Annotated in this window: 16 protein-coding genes; 6 read left to right on the top strand and 10 right to left on the bottom strand. The window is 50.4% G+C overall.

What is annotated here, in order from left to right; translation table 11 throughout:
• Positions 1-27 precede the first annotated feature (27 nt).
• From murD to C1A11_RS03310, 4 genes are all read left to right on the top strand, one after another.
• Positions 28-1,419, top strand: a complete 1,392-nt coding sequence (gene murD / locus C1A11_RS03325; protein WP_242965799.1) for a UDP-N-acetylmuramoyl-L-alanine--D-glutamate ligase — start codon at positions 28-30, stop codon at positions 1,417-1,419.
• Positions 1,416-2,123 carry a GNAT family N-acetyltransferase gene (locus C1A11_RS03320; protein ID WP_102048985.1) on the top strand — a complete coding sequence of 236 codons (708 nt, stop codon included), beginning with the start codon at positions 1,416-1,418 and terminating at the stop codon, positions 2,121-2,123. The genes murD and C1A11_RS03320 overlap by 4 nt, the downstream gene beginning before the upstream one ends.
• 4 nt (positions 2,124-2,127) lie before the next feature.
• Positions 2,128-3,393, top strand: coding sequence for a methionine gamma-lyase family protein (locus tag C1A11_RS03315; RefSeq protein ID WP_102048984.1), 1,266 nt, complete (start codon positions 2,128-2,130; stop codon positions 3,391-3,393).
• Between the two features lie 142 nt (positions 3,394-3,535).
• Positions 3,536-4,009, top strand: a complete 474-nt coding sequence (locus C1A11_RS03310; RefSeq protein WP_102048983.1) for an HD domain-containing protein — start codon at positions 3,536-3,538, stop codon at positions 4,007-4,009.
• Positions 4,010-4,069: 60 nt separating this feature from the next.
• Here C1A11_RS03310 and C1A11_RS03305 read toward each other — a convergent pair whose 3' ends face one another.
• From C1A11_RS03305 to C1A11_RS03280, 6 genes are all read right to left on the bottom strand, one after another.
• Entirely contained in the window at positions 4,070-4,948 is an 879-nt protein-coding gene (locus C1A11_RS03305; RefSeq protein ID WP_180950227.1) for a DMT family transporter, read from the bottom strand.
• A gap of 15 nt (positions 4,949-4,963) precedes the next feature.
• On the bottom strand, positions 4,964-5,389 hold the full coding sequence (locus tag C1A11_RS03300) for a VanZ family protein (protein ID WP_180950226.1): 426 nt from the start codon (positions 5,387-5,389) through the stop codon (positions 4,964-4,966).
• Between the two features lie 38 nt (positions 5,390-5,427).
• Positions 5,428-6,258 (bottom strand): purine-nucleoside phosphorylase, encoded by an 831-nt coding sequence (locus C1A11_RS03295; RefSeq protein WP_102048980.1) that lies wholly within the window; start codon positions 6,256-6,258, stop codon positions 5,428-5,430.
• A 168-nt stretch (positions 6,259-6,426) separates the two neighbouring features.
• A complete protein-coding gene (locus C1A11_RS03290; protein ID WP_102048979.1) occupies positions 6,427-6,738 on the bottom strand; it encodes a hypothetical protein in 312 nt (103 codons plus the stop codon).
• Positions 6,739-6,960: 222 nt separating this feature from the next.
• Positions 6,961-8,703 (bottom strand): methyl-accepting chemotaxis protein, encoded by a 1,743-nt coding sequence (locus tag C1A11_RS03285; RefSeq protein ID WP_102048978.1) that lies wholly within the window; start codon positions 8,701-8,703, stop codon positions 6,961-6,963.
• Between the two features lie 306 nt (positions 8,704-9,009).
• Positions 9,010-10,521 (bottom strand): IMP dehydrogenase, encoded by a 1,512-nt coding sequence (locus C1A11_RS03280; RefSeq protein WP_102048977.1) that lies wholly within the window; start codon positions 10,519-10,521, stop codon positions 9,010-9,012.
• Positions 10,522-10,808: 287 nt separating this feature from the next.
• Here C1A11_RS03280 and C1A11_RS13990 point away from each other — a divergent pair, with 287 nt between their 5' ends.
• A complete protein-coding gene (locus C1A11_RS13990; RefSeq protein ID WP_278335964.1) occupies positions 10,809-10,943 on the top strand; it encodes a hypothetical protein in 135 nt (44 codons plus the stop codon).
• 121 nt (positions 10,944-11,064) lie between these two features.
• Here the strand turns inward: C1A11_RS13990 and C1A11_RS03275 are convergent, their stop codons facing one another.
• Positions 11,065-11,727 (bottom strand): rhomboid family intramembrane serine protease, encoded by a 663-nt coding sequence (locus C1A11_RS03275; RefSeq protein ID WP_102048976.1) that lies wholly within the window; start codon positions 11,725-11,727, stop codon positions 11,065-11,067.
• A 253-nt stretch (positions 11,728-11,980) separates the two neighbouring features.
• Between C1A11_RS03275 and C1A11_RS03270 the strand changes: the two genes are divergently transcribed.
• The gene (locus C1A11_RS03270) at positions 11,981-12,484 is read left to right on the top strand and encodes a small multi-drug export protein (RefSeq protein ID WP_102048975.1); all 504 of its coding nucleotides are present in this window, start codon (positions 11,981-11,983) and stop codon (positions 12,482-12,484) included.
• Positions 12,485-12,689: 205 nt separating this feature from the next.
• Here C1A11_RS03270 and C1A11_RS03265 read toward each other — a convergent pair whose 3' ends face one another.
• The 3 genes from C1A11_RS03265 to C1A11_RS03255 all read right to left on the bottom strand — a co-directional run bounded on the left by C1A11_RS03265 (position 12,690) and on the right by C1A11_RS03255 (position 17,999).
• Positions 12,690-12,908, bottom strand: coding sequence for an HPr family phosphocarrier protein (locus C1A11_RS03265; protein ID WP_102048974.1), 219 nt, complete (start codon positions 12,906-12,908; stop codon positions 12,690-12,692).
• A gap of 328 nt (positions 12,909-13,236) precedes the next feature.
• A complete protein-coding gene (locus tag C1A11_RS03260) occupies positions 13,237-15,399 on the bottom strand; it encodes a Tex family protein (RefSeq protein WP_102048973.1) in 2,163 nt (720 codons plus the stop codon).
• Between the two features lie 146 nt (positions 15,400-15,545).
• The gene (locus C1A11_RS03255) at positions 15,546-17,999 is read right to left on the bottom strand and encodes a YfhO family protein (protein ID WP_102048972.1); all 2,454 of its coding nucleotides are present in this window, start codon (positions 17,997-17,999) and stop codon (positions 15,546-15,548) included.
• Positions 18,000-18,188 lie beyond the last annotated feature (189 nt).

Genomic DNA, 18,188 nt, shown 5'->3' with positions numbered 1-18,188 from the left:
GTAATATATAGAAGGAGCTGGAGCTTTGTGACAAAGGCAGAAGCATTTTACAACAGCATCAAAGGAAAAAAAGTCGCATTTATCGGGGCGGGGGTCTCGCACCGAGATTTGCTCGTGCAGTTTGCAGAGCGGGGGGCACAGGTAACCCTTTGCGATAAAAAAGAATCGGTAGAAGCATTTGGCGAGCTGGGCGAAAAGCTGCAGCAGTTGGGTGTTCAGTTTTCGCTGGGCGAAGCATACCTTGACGGGCTGAAAGGCCAGGACATGATTATGCGTACCCCCGGCTTTGAGTATTTTACGCCGGAATTGCAGCAGGCCAAAGCTGCCGGCAGTGAGATTACCAGCGAGATGGAGCTCTTTTTTGAGCTTTGCCCGTGCAAAATTTATGGCATTACTGGTTCGGACGGTAAGACTACCAGTAGCAGCCTGATTGCAGAAATGCACAAAGCGATGGGCAAAACAGTTTGGCTGGGCGGCAATATCGGCCGTGCACTGCTGCCGCTGGTGCACGAGATTCGCCCGGAGGACATTGCGGTGGTTGAGCTTTCCAGCTTCCAGCTCATCTCAATGCACACTTCGCCCGATGTGGCAGTCATCACCAATATTACCCCGAACCATCTCGACCACCATAAAGATATGCAGGAGTATATCGATGCAAAACGCAATATCCTGCTTTATCAGTCGGAAGATAGCAAAACCGTGCTCGGCTACCAGAACGACATTACCCGCGGCCTTGAAAAAGACGTAAAAGGCAAGCGTTACTGGTTTACCCGTTTTGAAAAAGTCGATTGCGGCGCCTACCTTGAGGACAACGGCGATTTGTGCTTCATTGAAGACGGCGTGCTGACCCGGGTAGTAAACAAAGACGAAGTAAAGCTGCGTGGTTTGCATAACGTAGAAAACCTGCTGGATGCCATTGCTGCAACTGCAGGCGATGTCAGCTTTGACAAAATGGCACTGGTTGCCAAAACTTTTAGCGGTGTAGAGCATCGCATTGAGCCGGTGCGTTGCCTGGATGGCGTGCAGTGGTACAACGATTCCATCGGCACCAGCCCTACCCGCACCATTGCAGGTCTGCGCAGCTTTGACCAAAAGCTCATCCTCATTGCAGGTGGTTACGATAAGCATATTCCGTATGAGCCGCTTGCACCTGAAATCATCGCTCATGTGAAAACGCTGGTGCTGATGGGAGCTACCGGTCCTGTCATCGAGCGTTGCGTGCGTGACTGTGAGGGCTTTGACGAGTCGCAGCTTACCATTTTGCATGCTGACACGATGAAGAATGCGGTAGACACCGCGCGCGGCGCAGCGGCGGCAGGGGATATCATTATTCTTTCCCCGGCGTCTGCCAGCTTTGACAGCTATCCCAACTTTGAAAAACGCGGCGAAGACTTTAAAGCCATCGTCAACGCACTGTGATTGAAGCAGTCACTGCGGCAAACGAAGCACGCTTTTTGGCGCTGACGGCACAGGATGACTGCGCCGGGCTGCGTATGGAAGCTGCTTACAATTGTTCTCCGGCGGGGTGCTACCTTTCTGAAAACGGCGCACTTTTGCTGCGGGGTAGCAGCTTGCTGCTTTGCGGCGATGCACCAAATACCGAAGAGTTAGAGACATTTTGCGCATTTGCGGGGGTATCCGAACTGGAGGGTGCCCCCGACTTGCTGCCTGGCTTTAGACGCACACAGCTGCTGCAGATGGAGTATGCGGAACAAAGCGTACCCTCACAGCCACAGCTTTCAGGTGCTGAGATTGACGAGGTGCCGAACCTTTGGCAGCTCGCCTCGGCCAGACTTTTGCAGGTGCCGACTGAGGACTGGTATGCAGATGCCTGCGCGCGCCGAAACCGTGGCCTTGCAGAAATTTATGCAGCGCAGGCACAGGGGCACTATGTGGCAACCGCCGGTATTTATGCACTGCGTGAGAATGCTGCTTACCTTACCGCGGTTGCTACTGACCCAGCCTACCGATGCCGCGGCTTTGCCCGCGCGCTGCTGGACAAGCTGGCAACCTTTAGCACAGGCCGAACCCTGACGCTGCTCTGCGAGCCGGAGCTGCGTCCTTTTTACGAGCGCGCCGGCTACCGGCTGCGTAAAGAAGTCAACCAAGATAAAAGGATTTAAAATAATGCTGAAAGAATTTTTCGATATTCCCGACCGTCTGCTGAAACTGGATGCCCAGGCAATGGCAGATTGTGCACCGGAGTTTGCTAAAATAGAAGAGATTCGTGATTACAATCAGGTAAAGATGCTCAAAGCCTTTACCGACTGCCGTGTGGCAGGCATGCACATGATGGGCACCACCGGCTACGGCTATGACGATGCCGGACGTGATACCTTAGATCGTGTATTTGCTGCGGTAACAGGCAGCGAGGATGCACTCTGCCGCCACAATTTCCTCTCCGGCACCCACGCGCTGACAGTAGCCCTGTTTGGTGTGCTGCGAGCAGGGGATTTGCTGTTTGCTGCAACCGGGCGTCCGTATGACACCCTTGCAGGCGTTATTGGGCTGGACGGCGGCAACTATGGCAGCCTGAAAGAGTTTGGCGTGGCATACGAAGAAACACCGCTGGTAGATGGCGAGCCGAATTATGCCGCCATTGCAGAGGGCTCGCGCAAAGCCAAGGTGTGTTATATCCAGCGTAGCCGCGGTTACGCAAATCGCCCGGCCCTTTCGCTCGAAACCATCGGCAAAATTGCTGCCGTTGCAAAAGAGGCAAATCCAAACGTTATCGTAATGGTGGATAACTGCTATGGCGAATTCACCCAAAAGGCCGAGCCGGTTGCCGTGGGTGCTGATTTGATGATTGGCAGCCTCATCAAAAATGCAGGCGGCGGCATTGCTCCTACGGGTGGTTACATTGCGGGCCGCGCAGATTTGGTAGAGCTTTGCGGCCACCGGTTGACTGCACCGGGCACCGGCAGAGAACTGGGCTGTGGCATGGACATGCTGCGCGACTTATACTTAGGCCTTTACTACGCGCCGGGCGTAACAGCGGAAGCGCTGAAAACCAGCATTTATGCAAGCCGCTTTTTTGAGCTGTATGGCTTTGCAACCACCCCGCATTATACCGCCGAGCGAAACGATATTATCACCAGCATTGAAACCGGCAGCGCCGAAGCGCTTTGCGCTGTCTGCGCAGGTATTCAGGCAGGCAGCCCGGTGGATAGCTTTGTGACACCCGAACCCTATGCAATGCCGGGTTATGACAGCGAGGTAATTATGGCAGCGGGTGCGTTTACGATGGGCAGCAGCATCGAGCTTTCGTGCGACGGACCGGTGCGTGCACCCTACACCGCCTATATGCAGGGCGGATTAAACTTTGCAGCCTCCCGCGCGGGCATTCTGCTTGCAGCAAAAAAAATAGAAGAAGGCAACGCCGCGCTTCGCTAAGCGCGAAAATTTAACAGATAAATGCCTGGTACAGACTGTTACAACGCAATATTTTGGTGCGGCGCAACACTGTAAAACTTACTTTATTGCTTTGGATACATCACTGACGCAACAATGTGCCCAAGAAAAGGAATGACCATTTATGATCTATACCCCACTTACCCGAAAAGCCACGATGATTGCATACGCAGCCCATGATGGGCAGAAGGATAAAAGCGGCTTACCCTATATCTTTCACCCGTGGCATCTGGCAGAATCAATGACCGATGAAGCCAGCACAATTGCTGCGCTGCTGCATGATGTGGCAGAGGATACCGATGTTACGCTGGCAGACCTTGCAAGAGAAGGTTTTTCGGAAGAGGTGATGGAAGCACTGCGCCTTTTGACCCACGATAAAGCAGTGCCGTATATGGATTACGTCCGTGCGCTGGCATACAACCCGATTGCCCGTAAAGTGAAGTTGGCCGACCTTGCCCACAACAGCGATATCACCCGCCTTGACATTTTGCCGCCGGGCGCAGAGCAAAAGCTTGCGCTTTACCGCGAGGCTACCGCATATCTTTCTGCATTGGAGCAGGCTGAAAGAAAGCCAGAGGGCGGCCTTGTCGAAAACTAAATAAAAAGCGCCCAGCTAGGAGATTTCTCATAGCTGGGCGCTGTGTTTTTTTGTTTAAGCTTACTGCACGGCAGTTTCTGTCATAGAGCGGGCAAGTGCTTTGTCACGGATAATGCACCATGCAGTAATCGTGACGATGACGACCAGCCCTCCCAGCAGCGCGAAAACGCCGGGAGTCTCTCCGTCGAACAAGAACACCCATACAGGATTTAGCAACGGCTCTACCGTGCTTAACAGCGAGCAGACAAGCGGTTCGCAGTGCTTGATGGCAAGCCCATACAGTATATACGGAATGCCCAGCTGAACAATACCAAGCACCAGTAAAGAAAGCACAGCGGTAGAGGTAATCGGGGTTTCCACAAAAAGACCCACCGGGCAGCCTACCAGAGCGGTGAAAAGATGCCCCAGCAAGATGCTACTCATTCTGCCAGATTCGTCGGCGCGGTTGTTCACAATCATCATACAGCCAAAGAACAGGCCTGCTGCAATAGCCACAAAGTTGCCGAGAAGATTGCCGGGAGAGAGTTGGTCGAAAAAGAACAGGGAAATGCCGCCCAACGTGCAGATAACCGCAATAATATCTCGCCGCTCGATACGCTGGCGTAAAAATAAAACCGAAATAATAAGGATAAACACCGGCGCAGTGTATTGCAGCACAATGGCATTTGCCGCTGTGGTTAGTTTATTCGCGGAAACAAACAGCAAAAACACTAAGGCCTGAAAAATACCGCCCCATACCGAGTGTTTGTTAATACGAAATTTAAGATGGCGGAATTTCATATAAGCCGCAACACAAAGCAGTGCCAACAGGCTGCGCCAGCCCGCAATGACAAGAGGGTTCCATGGAATCAGCTTAATGAATATGCCGCCGAGGCTCCAAAGGGCGGCGCATAGCAGCATCAAAAAAGGAGCGCGAGCTTGTTCTTTGGTCTTTTTCAAACGTTTAACCATCCTTTAATTCATAAATGCGCGCCGTAGCGCAGAGAAAATTTTATAGCCGACGAAAACACAGAAAATACCAAATGCAACACCACAGGTATCTAGCAGCATATCGCTAAGTTGGCAACTACGGCCTGAAGTGAAAAGCTGGATGGTTTCGTCACAGAAAGCGGTAAAAGCCCCGATCAGCAGGGTGGCGGGCCAAAGCCGAAACGTCAAAAAGAAGGCCCCCATAGTAGTGGCAAGGCAGATGCCAAGCGCGGCATATTCTGTAAAATGAGCAGATTTGCGCACCAGTTTGTCGCTGAGCTGCACTTCGCCGGAAGGAGAGAGGATTTCGCTTATCTGCTGAGCAACCGTGTTGCTGCGGGAGGCAGAAACAGAGGCTACCTGTGCGGAGTTGGAAAAAATAAACCAAAGCACAAGCAAAGTTAAAACCACCAACGCCGCCCGCGCAACAAGTAAAGGTGCTTTCCGGTTCATATCAGTTGCGGGGGAATATCTGCTACAATTTGTTTTACAAGGCTGCGCAGCACAAGTGCACGGCTGTTGGCAATTTCGATAACATGGTCACCGTCAAGCCGCTTTTCGGTAATGCCTGCTGCCATATTGGTAATCAGCGAAATCGCAAGCACGGGCAGGCCACAATGCGCCGCTGCCAGCACCTCCGGTACGGTGCTCATCCCCACCGCGTCTGCACCCAGGATGCGGAATGCGCGAATCTCAGCAGGGGTTTCATAGTTTGGACCGGTGTAACCCAGGTAAATACCCTGGCGCAGCGGCACAGAGAGGCTGGCAGCCGCCTTGCGTGCTACCTCACGCAGCGTCTTGTTATACGCGGTGCTCATATCAAAAAAGCGCGGGCCAAACTCATCGGCATTGGGGCCAATCAGCGGATTGGTGCCCATAAAGTTGATATGGTCTTCAATCAGCATTAAATCGCCGACTTCAAAATCGAGGTTTACACCGCCGCAAGCATTGGTGACAATCAGTGCCCGGATGCCCAGCTGCTGCATCACGCGAACAGGCAGTGCAAGCGAGGACATCGGGTGCCCCTCGTAATAATGCAGACGGCCCTGCATGCAAACGACGCGATGGCCAGCAAGGGTGCCAAAGACAAAACGTCCCATATGTCCCGGTGCCGTCGAAATGGGAAAACCGGGCAAATCATTATAATTCACAAAAATGGGGGACTCCAACTCGTCGGCAAGGCCGCCCAATCCGCTACCTAAAATGATACCGTATTCCGGTGCAAAACTGCCCTTTTGCTGAATTGCATTTACAATTTCCTGAATCTGGCCCAAACAGATGACCTCTTTTCTGTAAAGTGATTTTTAAGCTATTGTATCATATTTTATGGCCAAAAGTCTTCGTTTTTCGCACGAAAGCCAAAGTTTGGTTTTACTTGTTTTATTTCCGCAGCATTTTAGAGCCGTAAAAACAAAAAAGCCCCCTCGGCAACCGAGGGGGTAAAATATTTAATTAAGAGAAAGTTGGCTGAGTAAAAGACGCTGAGAAATATCCTTACGAAGAGATGCCAAAGAGATTTCTGCATAGCGCGGGTCGGGGGCATCGTTACAGCAGGATGTGACCGGGGGGCGAACGAGATGAACTTGGCCGCGCTTTGCAGCACTGCGAAGCTCTAGCTGATGGCGCAGCGAAAGCAGCTCAGCAAAAGAGGCGTTAGCTGCTTTGGAGGTATGTAGTAGGGGAGCTAGGTGAATTTCGGATTCATTAATTGTTTCGATAGGATTGAGCCAGGGCGCTACGCTGGAAATTTGGGTGGACATATTGGGACCTCACTTTATAAGTATTTTCATTCCCTATTATAGCGAGGAAGCCCTCGTTTCCTGTGCGATTTACGTCGAGTGAAGTTTAGAAAATTTGGTGAAAAATCCAGAGAAGCAGCCCTTCACACAGAGCTTTTGGCTTGTACATGCGAAAAATCAAAATCTATTAAAAATAAAAAAATCAGGCGCATTATACGCCTGATTTTTTATTAGATGAAAAGGCTAAAACTGAAACCGTGCTACATGATTTTTTAGCATTTGAGCCTGTGCAGAAAGTTCCTCGCTTGCGGCGGCGGATTCTTCAGCGGTAGCGCTGTTGGTTTGCACCACTGCTGAAATTTGGTCTACCCCAATGGTAACCTGCTGTGCGTTTTCGGCCTGTTTGATGCTGGCCTGGCAGATTTCATTAATCTTTTGGTTTGTAATCTGTGCTTTTTCTACGACAGAGGCCAGTGAATCAGCTGTTTGCCCTGCAATAGCGGCTCCATCGGCTACGGCGCGAATCGTTTCTTCAATCAGTGCGGTGGTATTTTTGGCGGCTTCTGCGGATTTCTGTGCCAAATTCCGCACCTCATCCGCGACCACTGCAAATCCTTTGCCAGCAGTACCTGCGCGAGCCGCTTCCACAGCCGCATTCAGCGCGAGGATATTGGTCTGGAAAGCAATATCATCAATGGTTTTGATGATTTTACCTATCTCGCCGGATTTTACACGAATGTTTTCCATTGCACCGACCATCTGGCCCATGTATTCGTTGCTGCGCACCACGTCAGCGCCAGCCTCATGCGAAAGACTGCCGGCTTCGACTGCGGTTTTCGCATTATCGTTGCTTTGTGCCGCAATATCGTTGATGGTAGCGGCCAGCTCTTCAATGGAAGATGCCTGCTCGGTTGCGCCCTGGCTTAGTGTCTGGGCACCGCTTGCCACCTGGTCAGAGCCACAGGCCACCTGGTCGGCGGCAGTGCTGATTTCGCTTAAAGTATTGCGCAGCATTTCAGCTGTTTCGAGCAGTGCATCTTTAACCCGGGCAAAATCTCCGTCAAAATCGTTGGTAAACTCCAAACGTAGATTACCGTGGCCCAGCTCGCCGAGCAAATGAGTAATCTCATTAATATAATCAATATAAGTTTTCAGGCGGTCCGTCAGTCGACTCATAGACTGGGCCAGTTGGCTGACCTCATCTCTGCCTTTAATATCCAGCTCAGCTTCGAGGTTGCCCTCTGCGAGTTGCTGGGTGACTTCGTTGAGCTTTTTTATGGGACGGATAACACCAATTGTGACCCAGCCGCCAAGCCCAATCGCGGCAATAAAACTGGCGACGGAGATGCTGATAATGGTAATTCTTGAGAGTGCCATCTCAGATTCCAGCCCGGCTTTCTGCTGGGCAATATAATCGTCAATGTGGTCGGTGTAGTTACCGGTGCCGACTACCCACTGGAAAGGTGCGAAAGCAAGGCTATAACTACGCTTGGGGGAAGGCTCGGTTTCGCCCGCCCGTGGGAAAACGTAATCGGTATAACCGCCACCCTCTTCTTTGCCGACCCGGATGATTTCCTTTACCATCTCAAAGCCAGAAGCATCTTGCGTTGTAATGCGGTTTGTGCCTTCTGTTGCATTGCCAAGCAAAACGATATTCAAGCCCGCATAATTATCTGCCCAAAAATAGCCGTCTTCGCCAAAGCGCATTTCACGCAGCAAATCAGCACCGACTTTTTTTGCCTGGTCCAGCGTATAAACCCCGGCGAGGTGCTGGTTATAAACTTCTTGGAGCATACTGCAAGCACTTTGCACCTGCTGCTTAATATTATCGTCAAAATTGTCACGTGCCTGTTGTTCAATGGTCATTAGTGATTGTTGCCCCTGATCGTTCAACTCTTTTAACGAGCTGATGCCGATAACTGCCACCGCTAACAGCAAGATTGAGAGCAACAGTGCCATTTTAGTTCTGATTTTTAAGTGTTTCATGTTCCATCCTCCATCTACCAAATCCTAGTAGTATGGTTAAAGTTTACCATTTATTACAATTTTCGACAAGATGAAAATTAATACTTTTTCACATAAATAAATATAATTTTGTATCATAATAAGTTCAAATTAAATAAAAAATTCAAATTTTCACAACTCAGATAAAATATTGAGAACAAAAACTTTAACCGAAAAAGCTATACGTTCCTCCCAGATGTAACGCAACAAAAAAGCACCCTGTTTTACTGCATGAGGCAATAAAACAGGGTGCTGCATATAAAAACAATTAAGCAATGCAGAAAAGAATTATTCTACAACGCCTACGTTTTTGTCTTTGAGAATAACGTCATGGTAGCCACCTTCGACAATACTGGTGGGGGAAACCAGGGTCAAGCGTGCTTTCTCCTGCAGCTCGGGAATGGACATTGCGCCGCAGTTGCACATGGTGCTGCGTACCTTAGCAAGAGTCTGGTTTACGTTGTCTTTCAGGCTGCCAGCGTAAGGAACATAGCTGTCAACACCTTCTTCGAACGAGAGCTTCTTAGCGCCGCCCATGTCGTAACGCTGCCAGTTGCGGGCGCGGTTGCTGCCTTCGCCCCAATATTCTTTCACGTAGTTGCCATTGATGTTGAGCTTGTTGGTCGGGCTCTCGTCAAAACGAGCGAAGTAACGGCCCAACATGATAAAGTCTGCACCCATAGCAAGTGCAAGGGTCATGTGGTAGTCGTGCACGATGCCGCCGTCGCTGCAAACCGGGATGTAGACGCCGGTTTCTTTAAAGTATTCGTCGCGTGCTGCGCAAACATCAATCAGCGCAGTGGCCTGGCCGCGGCCAATGCCTTTCTGTTCGCGGGTGATGCAGATAGAACCGCCGCCGATGCCGACTTTGACGAAATCAGCGCCAGCCTCAGCGAGGAAGCGGAAACCTTCTTTGTCAACGACGTTGCCAGCGCCTACCTTAACGGTATCGCCATAGTTTTTGCGAATCCATTCGATGGTCAGTTTCTGCCATTCAGAGAAGCCCTCGGAAGAGTCGATGCAGAGGACATCAGCGCCTGCTTCAACAAGAGCCGGTACACGCTCGGCAAAGTCGCGGGTGTTGATACCGGCGCCTACAACATAGCGTTTGTGGCTGTCGAGCAGCTCCAGCGGGTTCTCTTTGTGGGAAGAATAGTCTTTGCGGAAGACCATATATTTCAAGGTGCCATTTTTTGCAACGATGGGCAGGCTGTTCAGCTTGTTGTCCCAAATAATGTCGTTTGCTTCTTTCAGCGTGGTGTCTTCGTCAGCGATAATCAGCTTGTCCAGCGGGGTCATAAAAGAGGAAACCTTTTCATCCATTGCCATGCGGCTGACGCGGTAGTCGCGGCTTGCAACAATACCGACGAGTTTGCCGGCAGCGGTGCCGTCTTCAGTGACTGCCACGGTGGAGTGACCGGTTTTTTCTTTCAGCTCGAGAATATCCGCGAGGGTAGCATCGGGGCGGATGTTGGAGTCGCTGATGACAAAGCCTGCTTTGTGGCTTTTGACGTTAGCAACCATACGAGCTTCACTCTCAATGGTCTGGCTGCCGAAGATGAAGGAGATACCACCTTCTTTGGCAAGTGCAATGGCGAGCGAATCGTTGGAAACCGACTGCATGATAGCGGAAACCAGCGGAATGTTCATCGTAATAGGGCAGTCTTCCTGTCCTTTACGGTATTTGACGATTGGGGTTTTCAGAGCAACATCTGCAGGGACGCAGGCTGCGGAAGAGTAACCGGGAACAATTAGGTATTCACCAAAAGTATGTGAGGGTTCTTCAAAAATAAAAGCCATATCAAACTCTCCTTCATTTTCTGTCGTTGCGTTTTTGTTTACCTTTAATCATATTGGTTTTGTCCGCCAATGTCAAACAGAAAGTAAACCGTGATTGTGCCTTTTTTTTGGGCAAAAAGCCGACGGTGCAGCTTGTAACCCGCTACCGTTTTTGGTATAATAAAGGCATAACAATGCCCTGCCGCCAATGGCACTGGGCTTTTTACAGTCAATCTGCGGTGAGCCCTTGCCAACCGCAGTAAAAACGAGGAATCAAATAATTCAAAACAGGGGAGGTAATTTGTCTGATGAAAGCGAAAATCTTTGCATGGGTAGGTTTTATCCTTAGCTGCGTTTCGGTCACGGTCGGCACGGTTGGCATCGTGTTTAGTACATTAGGTTTGGTCAAAACCAAAAAGATGAGACAGGCAAAAAGCTTTTAGCTCTTGATAAAAAACGTAAGCAGTGCCCACCCGGACTGCCGGTAATAAAGCACAGAGCAGACGTACTGTAAAGTATGTCTGCTCTGTTATTTTTTGCAGTATGGGCTTTGCTTATGTGTTATCAGCCGTTACGGTTATTGCGGGTGTTCTGCTGCCATGCCTGGCGCTGCTGGCGATAGCGAAGGTTGGAGCGGAAGCGATTGATGACATTGGGACCAAAAAAGATAAAGAAATTGATGAGTGAAGCAATGATGGCTGCGCGAACTGTCCATCCACCCATCATAAAGCTGTACAGATAAAGCACTGCATCAAAGATGGCAAGGTACTTTATTTTAATGGGAATGATGAAGAACAAAAGCAGCTGCATGTCCGGATAAACGGCCGCGAAAGCGAAAAACAGCGAGAGGTTTAAAAAGCTGTTGGTGGCAGCGCCGGTAATAAAACCTGCAATAATGCTGCCCAGCATACCCAAAAGATAATATACGTTAAAGCGGAAGCTACCCCACTCTCGCTCTAAGCTGGTGCCGATAAAATAATACAGATAGAGCGAAAAGACAATCCACAGCAGGCTGCTGTTGGGCGGGATGAAGATAAAGGTGAAAAGCCGCCAGATCTGACCGCGCATAATAAGCCCCGGTGAGAAATACAGGTAAGAGATCAGGTTGGCACGGGGAAAGAGCAGGTTGCAGGCGAAAACCAACGCCATGCCCATTACAACGGTCATCATTAGGTTGGGAATTGCGTGACGACCCCATTTACGTTCCAGTTTGTCAAGCCAAGTCATTTTAAAACCTCGTTTATCAGAATAATATAGGTACTATTGTAACAAATCACACAGGATATGCAATAGAAAAGTTGTGAACAAAAATTCACCGTTGTCGCAGAAAAGCTATTTTTTGCGTGTTTTGCTGGATTGTGCCGAAGCAGGACAAAAGCTGTATTTTGACTGTTTACAAAAAAAGGCGACCATGCTACACTCATTCTGCGTTACCATAACTTTCGGTTCCACGCAAACATTTCAATAAAGGAGGTCCGGCATGACACCTGCTTTTCTGTTGAACAGCAGCCGGTTGACCAAAGACTTTGGCATCGTAGTGCTCTCAGCCATGCCAATGATAGAAAACAAAGGCTCTACATTGCTTGCGGCTGCGCTGAATATGAAATGGTATATCGCATACCTTTGCACCTGTGTTGGTTCTTTTTTGCCTACCCCGTTTTTGCTAAAACAAGGTGGAAACCTGCTGGATAAGCTGCGCCGCTACCCGGGCGCAGGCAAGGCATTAAACAGCGTAGACGCGTTTGTTGCAAAGCATCCGCGTTTTTTTAAACGCCACGCGTATTTTTCCATTCTCGTTGTAATTTCTATCCCCTTTACCGGCATTGGCATTTGGGCAGGTTGCGCCTTGTGTAACCTGTTGGGGCTTGAAAAAAAGCGCAGCCTTTGGATGATCACTCTTGCCATCATCGTTTCGGGGTTGATTACTACGCTTACTACTTACGGCATTGTGATTGGAGTGCGCTCGCTAAAACTGTTGTTTTAAGCAAGTGTGCCAGATATCATAGAAAATAAAGAAGCAGGAAGGCCCGGAGCATATCGCTCCGGGCCTTCCTGCTTCCCATACATTGCGTATCTCAGTGTGGATACATACCACGTTATTATCGTAAAGGGCAGCCGACAAAATTTGTTTTGCCGCGGGCGATTTGTACGTTCAAACCGCCCGGTGCTGCAAGTGCGCTTTACTGCGCTTAAGAAACAGCTCTTACCACGGCGTCGAGGTCGCGAACATCTTCGCTGACAACTTTGACCGGGCGGCTGTAATCAAGGCGCATCAGGCCGAGAATGCTCTTCGCATCGGCAATGGCACCTGCCTCATCATGCACGCCAACATCGCTATTGCAACGGCTTGCCACTTTAACGATCTCTTTGACTTGAGAGAGACTTTTGATGTTTACCTGTTTGACCATAATGCATTTCCTTCTTTCTGTTTTGGTATAGTCGAGAGGATTTCCTTTCGACACCGTCATTATAGCATAAGAAAACGCACTTGTGTTGTGCAATGTGCTGTTGATTGACAATTTTTTATCATTTTTCGCATATCATACAAAAACTGCCATTGGCAAAACGCCCAGTTGTGCAAAATACTGTAACCGAGCTGTATGAAATTTAACAAAAACTTTGTTTTTTACAGCATTTCCGGAAATTTCAAAATAAAAAGCCGCAAATCTTAAAAGAATTTGCGGCTTTCTTTATAAAAATAAGAGGGCGTAGTTGAGCGAAAAACGGTGCTGCTATTTAATTTGCAGCAGCTTCTTTGGGCTGTTTCATGGTCAGACCAATGCGGTGCTTTGCCACATCCACGCTCAGCACCCACACTTTTACAATATCGCCAACCTTGAGCACCTCGCTGGGGTGCTTGATATAGCGGTTTGTAATCTGACTGATGTGCACAAGACCATCCTGGTGGACACCGATATCGACAAAAGCGCCAAAGTCGATGACATTGCGCACTGTGCCCGTCAGCTCCATACCGGGTTTCAGGTCTTTCATCTCCATAATATCGCTGCGCAGCAGGGGCTGCGGCAGTTCGTCACGCATATCGCGGCCCGGGCGCAGCAGCTCGGCGAGAATATCGATAAGGGTGGGTACACCAACCCCGACCTGCGCCGCAAGGCTGGTAAGGCCAATGGACTTTGCTTTTTTCTCAAGATTTAACAGCGCGTCGGTGCCAATATCGGCGGTGGTGTAGCCGCACAGCTCCAGTACCTGTTTTGCTGCATTATAGCTTTCGGGGTGAACGGCAGTGGTGTCCAGTTTGTTCTTGGCTCCCGGCACCCGCAAAAAGCCTGCGCACTGTTCAAATGCTTTGGGGCCAAGCTTTGCTACCTTTTTCAGTTCGGTGCGGCTTTTAAATTCACCGTCCGCCTCGCGTTTTGCCACAATGTTTTTTGCAATTGTAGCATTTACGCCCGCAACATGAGAAAGCAAACTGGCGGATGCGGTGTTCAGGTCAACACCGACCGTATTAACGCAGTATTCCACCACGCCGGAGAGTGCCTCGTCGAGCTTTGCGGCGGGCATATCGTGCTGGTATTGCCCTACGCCGACAGCTTTCGGGTCGATTTTTACAAGCTCGGCAAGCGGGTCCTGCAAACGGCGTGCAATGCTGATAGCACTGCGCACGTTTACATCATACTCCGGGAACTCGGCAGCCGCAAGCTTGCTGGCAGAATAAACCGAAGCACCGCTTTCGCTGACAACCATATACTGCACACTGCCGCCAATCTCACGCAGAACATCTGCTGCGAACAGTTCTGTTTCTTTGCTGGCGGTACCGTTGCCGATGGCGATAATTTCAACACCATACGTTTTAATCAGTTTTTTTACGGTTGCCTTCGCTTGGTCGATGCGGTTAAAGGGCGGCACCGGATAAATTACGTCAGTGGTAAGCACTTTGCCGGTAGCGTCTACTACCGCCACCTTGCAGCCCATGCGGTAGCCGGGGTCAAGCCCTAGCGCAACCTTGCCTTTGATGGGAGGCTGAAGCAGCAGATGGCGCAGATTTTCGCTGAAAACCTTGATGGCTCCCTCCGCTGCTTTCTCGGTCAGTGTGCTGCGCAGTTCACGCTCCAAAGAGGGGTGAATCAACCGGCTGTAAGCATCGCCAATCGCATTCCCTACCAGCTCTCCGTACTCGTTGTTGCACTTGACAACGTTGAAACAAAGCAGACGAACCGCTTCTTCGCTGTCTACCGAGATGCTGACTTTGAGGAAGCCTTCCCGTTCGCCACGGTCCAGCGCCAAAATGCGATGCTGAGGAATTTTAGCGGCGGGTTCGGAGAAATCGTAATACTGCTCGTAAACGCTTTCTTGCTCTTTGGCCGCCTTGCTGCTGATTTGGGCAGTGCGCAGGTAAAAAGCGCGCAGCAGGGCACGCAGCTTGGCATCGTCGCTGATCTGCTCTGCAATAATATCAAGCGCACCAGCCAAAGCATCTTCTGCTGAGGCGACGCCTTTTTCTTCGTTGATGTACGCCGCAGCCGCTTCGCGTGCCGGGGTTTTGCCCTCCTGTGCGAGCAGCAGTTCGGCAAGGGGACTGAGGCCTTTTTCTTTGGCGATGCTGGCGCGGGTTTTGCGCTTGGGTTTGTAGGGGCGGTAGATGTCTTCCACCGCGGCAAGCGTAGTAGCGGCTGCCAGTGCGGCGGATATCTCCGGCGTCATGGCTTCCTGGCTTTCGATAGAGGAGGTGACCTCTTCTTTGCGCTTTTCCAGCCCGCGCAGATAGCCAAGTCGTTCGTCTAGTTCGCGCAGCACCTGGTCGTCCATACTGCCTGTTTGCTCTTTGCGGTAACGGGCAATAAACGGGATGGTATTGCCTTCGTCGATCAGTTTGATGATGTTGCCAACGTGTTCTGCCGAAACGCTGAATTCGGCGGCAAGGGTTTGAATGAAATCCATAGTGTTACGTCCTTTCGCGCAGGGATGAGAAGAATAAAACCGCCGGTACACCGCAGCGTACTGCGCCGACCGGCGGAAGAGAATAAATACAGCACCACGCAATCAAAGCCGTGCGTTTTTATCGCGTGGCAGAGCGATACATAAAACTATTTGTCTTCAGTGGTGTCATCTTCTGAAAGGGCCTCTTCGTCACAAACGCCTTGCGCCTCGCAGAAAACTTCGACCTCTTCGACGGTCGGACAATAGCCGCGCAGTTCGAGCGGCAGCAAAGAGGTGACCGGTTCTTTATGGCGGCGCAGCCATACCAAATAGCCAAGGTAGACCACGATGCCCAACAGAGTAAGGGCCTGAGAAAGGCGTAGCCACTGGGGAACTAAAACAAGCTCAATCTCATTTTCGCCAGCGCCCGCCGGGATAGCAATTAGTCCGTTGTCCACTTTGAGCACCTCTGCCTTTTGGCCGTTGACGGTAGCGCGGAAGCCGGGGTCATACGGAACGGAGAAGAAGACCAGCTTTTCACTATCCAGCCGAATCGAAGCGGTGAAGCCGTCTCGGGTGGCAGTGAATTCGTCACACGCAGCGGCTGTGCGGTCTGCACAGTCTTGCATATAAGCGCTGAAACTGGTACGGGAAAGCTCATTTTTCGGCAAGCGGGTCATGGTGTGCCCATACTGTGCTGCCTGCTCTTCGGTCAGCAGCATAGCGCGCAGCAGTAGGTGGCCAAGCGATTCTTCCGAAACATCTTCAATATCTTCGGGCAACAGGTAGTAATCGTAAGTGAAGCCCATCGGCACCGCATATTGGTTGCGGAAGACGGCGTATTCGCCGTCCTCATGATCAAAGGCAAATCCGGTGGTGGGTTCTTTATCAATCAGCTCCTCTTTGTGGTCGAGTGGAGTGAGCAGATATTCTACCGAAAGCAGGCCGCGCAATGCGTATTTATCAAGGTCAGGCTTGCTGGAAACGTCACGTTTAACGCCAACCGACGGGTAGAACTCTAAAATGCTCGGGGTGACGGTACTGTTGAAGCTGCGGATGCAGGGCATGTTGAAGAAAAGTCCCAGATTATCGTAGCTTTCAAAGGTATCTGTGCGATAGAAATGGTCGTCCGGCAGGTTTACAGTTCCCATTGCATCGTAGCACTGGGTCTTGTAGTTATAGTCGCCCTCCCACTGAGGAAATTTGCCCAGCGAGATGTGCACCACGCCATAGATGACCGAAAAGCCCATAGTAGTAGCGAGCAGCAGCGAAAGCAGCTGGCGCTGCGTTTTGCGTGCGGCGATGAGCACCGAAGCGACGGTAATGCCGAGCACCGCAAGCAGAAAGATAAGCCAGAACTGTGCCGGTTCATCCAGCACGCCGATTTGCCAGTTGCCGTCTTTCAAAGTGGGGACGAGCCCAAATACCGCAATGGCGGCAAGCACCGTAACCACTGGCTTAAACCCGGCGGTCAGGTCAATGTCTGCGAACTCTAAGGCGTTGATGGTGCAAAGCGCCATAATCAGCAGGGGCATATAGTACCAACGTGCATAATAGCTGGAGTTGAATGCATAGAAGCTGGAGTTTAAGATGGGCACCAGTGCCATAAACAGAGAAATCAGCAGCACCTTGCGGTGGGGCGAACGACGCCGTGCCCGAAGGTAGGCAATAACACCCGCCGCACCGATCATCGGCAGATACAGCGACATGCTGGTCCACTTAATGGTGCTGTCTTTAAACAGGTTCGGCAGATAGGGCGGGTCGGGCGGCAAGAACATGCTGGTCAAAATTGCAAAATACTGCTGCACTTTGCCGTAAAGCAATAGGTTGTAGCCGTTGGAAAAGCTGCTGGTGCGGGGGTTTTGCATTAAACTTGCAGCCGCAGGGAACACGAGCAAACAGCCCAGCAAACAGCCCGCAATGGTTTCAAACGCAAGGCGGAAAAACTCACGCAGCGTAATTTGATAATCTTTTGTGGCGAGCTTTACAAAGAACCAGATGCAAAGGAAAAGTGCCTCACCGATAAAGAAGAAGTAGTTGTTCAGCAGGTTGATTGCGACAAACAGCGGGAACAGCCCGCGGCGTTTTTCGTAAACAAATTCGTCAAGGCTCCACAGCAGGTACGGGAAAAGGGCCAAGCAGTCAATAAAGTGGTTGAAGAAAATATCGTAGATGCCCCAGCCGGAAAAACAGTAAAGTACCGCGCCCAGCAATGCCCACTGCCGGTTTTTGGTGTACCGGCGCAAAAACAAATAAGCACCCAGGCCGCCAACGCCGAATTTCAGCATCAGCAGTGGAGCCATAGAATAAGCCAGCCATTTGTTGGGCAGCAGCATCGTCAGCCAGAAAAACGGCGAGCCAAGATTATAGAACGAATAAGTGTTCATAAATCCGCTGCCAAGGTCAGTCTCCCAAGAGAATGCCCCGCCGCCAGTTTTTATAAAATTCTGGCAATAGGTGTAAAACGGAATCTGCTGACTGTTAAAGTCTCCGCAATAGGTGAAAAAGCCTTTGCCGATGACAATAAAGGGTAAAAACAGAAAAAAGGCCGTGAGAAACGGCAGTAAAAAAGAAAGCCAAAGTCGTTTTCGCTCGGCTGTTCGCTGCTCAGCAGTAATCATGCCAAATTAACCTCCCCGACGCGGCGAACCTTGCGGTTTCGCCGGTTCGCGCTTATAATAAATGATATCTTTTAAAAGGGCAAAAGCTACCGCGTAAGCAGCGGGCCTAAAAGCTTTTATGCCCTTTAAGACCAAAGTATAGTATAGCAAAGCAGAAAGAAAAAGTCTGGAAAAATAAAAGAAAAAAGC

Origin of the sequence: Pygmaiobacter massiliensis, from assembly GCF_900199435.1 — a bacterium.
In the GTDB taxonomy this organism is placed as follows: Bacteria; Bacillota; Clostridia; order Oscillospirales; family Ruminococcaceae; genus Pygmaiobacter; species Pygmaiobacter massiliensis.
This window is presented reverse-complemented; position numbering and strand designations above follow the sequence as displayed.